Below are 2,012 nucleotides of genomic sequence, written 5' to 3' on the forward strand. Positions count from 1 at the left end.
TCAGCGAGCCACTGGATAGTCTCATCCTTAACTATGAACTTCCTACTTTCAAGTCCAAAGTTACTTTGTGTGGAATGTCGGATTCTGCAATCGGAAGTTCGTACTAGGATCAGCGACATGTCCCATTGCCCCCAGCCCCAGGAGGAGCACCTTGGCCGCAAAGCCACCACCCCTTCCCACTGTCGGCAAGCGGCAGTTGGCTCGCGAGCTTCGGCAGGGGCGTGAAGCCGCCGGGTTGACACTCGACCAAGTGGCGGCTGAGCTTGACTGGGCAAAGACAAAGGTCCACAACTACGAGAACGGCCGCTGGACCAGGGGAAACCTCACCGACCTCAGGGCGCTCCTGGATCTTTTCGGCATCACAGACGCCAAGCGCCGAGAATCGCTGGAGACCCTCATGCGCGACGCGAAGAAGAAGGGATGGTGGGTCGCCTACGGAGATGCGTTCGAGGGATCGCTTCCGGCCTTTGAGGATGAGGCCGCCCAGATCAGCAGCTACGAACCAGTGTTCATCCCTGGGCTACTCCAAACACCTGAGTACACCGATGCCCTCATGCGCTCCTATTCCTTCCTCAGCCCTGATGGAATCGAACGCAAAGTCGAAGCCCGCATGCGACGCCAAGAGATCTTGAACCGCAGCTCCCCTCCGACACTCTCGTTCGTCATCGAAGAGGCAGCCGTGCAACGCCTGACCAGAACACCGCATGTGTTCGGGCCCCAGATACAGCACCTGGTCGAGGTGGCAGAAGGTTCTCCTCAAGTCTCTATCCAGATCATGCCGTTAAGGTCAGGGCTGCATGGGGCGTTGGGATCCTCGTTCATGATCCTGGACTTCGATGGAGATTTCGATCTGTCGATCGTCCACACTGAGACGGCCACACGCAATGGCTATCTTGAAAGCAAGGAGGAGGTGGCACTTCACAGGACCATGTTCACCCAAGCATGCGGAAGTGCCCTCTCCCAGGGAGAATCAACCGCGTTACTTAATGAACTCCTCCAGCAGAATAGATAATGAATTGCAGGACTTGACCATGCGCTCAACCACCGACCACCACCCAAGCCCCTTCCACACCTCCAGCTACTCCTCAGCCGCTGACAACTGCGTGGAAGTTTCGGAGGGACCCACAGGCGCAGAGATACGCGACACGAAGCACCGTCAGCTCAGCACACTCTTCTTCAACGCAAGTGAGTGGCAGGCCTTCCTCGGGACGGCACGACACGATGTGGACTGAACGAAACAGATCCAGCGCCAACTGGCGTAAGTCCAGCTACAGCAGCGGAAACGGCCAGTGTGTGGAGGTAGCGGACAGCCCGTCAGGCACAGCCGTGCGGGACACCACCCACCGTGATCTCGGAGCTCTCCTCTTCGACGTCCACGAGTGGCGAACCTTCATCGACTCCACCAAAGCGCGACCCTGAGGGTCGGCCGCACACAGCGATCAGGCCCCACCTGCTTTGCAGCGGGTGGGGCCTGATGCTCGTCGATCCAGCAGGGTCCGCTATTCGGCGGCGTTCAGCAGCACGTCCACCAGGCGCTCCGCCGCGTCCGGCCTTCCATGGGCGCGGGCGTTGGTGGCGATCTCCTCACGCCGGGCCGGGTCCGTCAGCAACGGCTCGACCGCGCTCTGGAGGCTCACGGGGGTGACCTCACCGAGCAGCGCCACCGCCGCGTTGGACTCCTGTAGGTGGCGGGCGTTGTGCGCCTGCTCGTTACCGGCCGACGAAGCCAGGGGGATGAACACCGCCGCCTTACCCAGGGCGGTGAGTTCGGCGATGGTGCCGGCACCACTGCGGGAGATCACCACGTCCGCCAGCGCCAGCACGTCGGGCAGCTCGGGGCCGACGAAGTCGGTCAGGTGGTAGCGCTCGGCCAGGCCGGGCGGGAGCTGCTGTGCGCTCTCTCGGAGACCCGCGACGTTGGCCGCGCCGCACTGATGAACCACGTTCGCACGGGCGAGCAGCCAGGGCAGGATCGCGCGGACGTTGTCGTTGATCTGCGCGGAACCCTGCGC

The 2,012-nt window shown here is 61.9% G+C and carries 4 protein-coding genes; 3 read left to right on the plus strand and 1 reads right to left on the minus strand.

Features of this window, described 5'->3' with window-relative positions; genetic code table 11:
• Positions 1 to 151: 151 nt before the first annotated feature.
• The 3 genes from ACWGKS_RS29845 to ACWGKS_RS29855 are packed head-to-tail and all read left to right on the plus strand — an operon-like array spanning position 152 to position 1,419.
• A complete protein-coding gene (locus tag ACWGKS_RS29845) occupies positions 152 to 1,012 on the plus strand; it encodes a helix-turn-helix domain-containing protein (RefSeq protein ID WP_452456913.1) in 861 nt (286 codons plus the stop codon).
• A 19-nt stretch (positions 1,013 to 1,031) separates the two neighbouring features.
• On the plus strand, positions 1,032 to 1,232 hold the full coding sequence (locus tag ACWGKS_RS29850; RefSeq protein ID WP_452525064.1) for a DUF397 domain-containing protein: 201 nt from the start codon (positions 1,032 to 1,034) through the stop codon (positions 1,230 to 1,232).
• Positions 1,222 to 1,419, plus strand: a complete 198-nt coding sequence (locus tag ACWGKS_RS29855; RefSeq protein WP_452456911.1) for a DUF397 domain-containing protein — start codon at positions 1,222 to 1,224, stop codon at positions 1,417 to 1,419. Before ACWGKS_RS29850 ends, ACWGKS_RS29855 begins: the two co-directional genes overlap by 11 nt.
• An 80-nt stretch (positions 1,420 to 1,499) precedes the next feature.
• Here the strand turns inward: ACWGKS_RS29855 and ACWGKS_RS29860 are convergent.
• Positions 1,500 to 2,012 (minus strand): UDP-N-acetylglucosamine--N-acetylmuramyl-(pentapeptide) pyrophosphoryl-undecaprenol N-acetylglucosamine transferase (locus ACWGKS_RS29860; protein WP_452525066.1); only part of this gene is annotated, 513 nt, incomplete at its 5' end.

It is taken from the genome of Nocardiopsis sp. NPDC055879, assembly GCF_053615935.1.

What these genes read in the sequence shown, in the direction of transcription:
- ACWGKS_RS29850 (WP_452525064.1), top strand. Translation starts at nt 1,032, where the DNA reads ATGCGCTCAACCACCGACCACCACCCAAGCCCCTTCCACACCTCCAGC.
- ACWGKS_RS29855 (WP_452456911.1), top strand. Translation starts at nt 1,222, where the DNA reads ATGTGGACTGAACGAAACAGATCCAGCGCCAACTGGCGTAAGTCCAGC.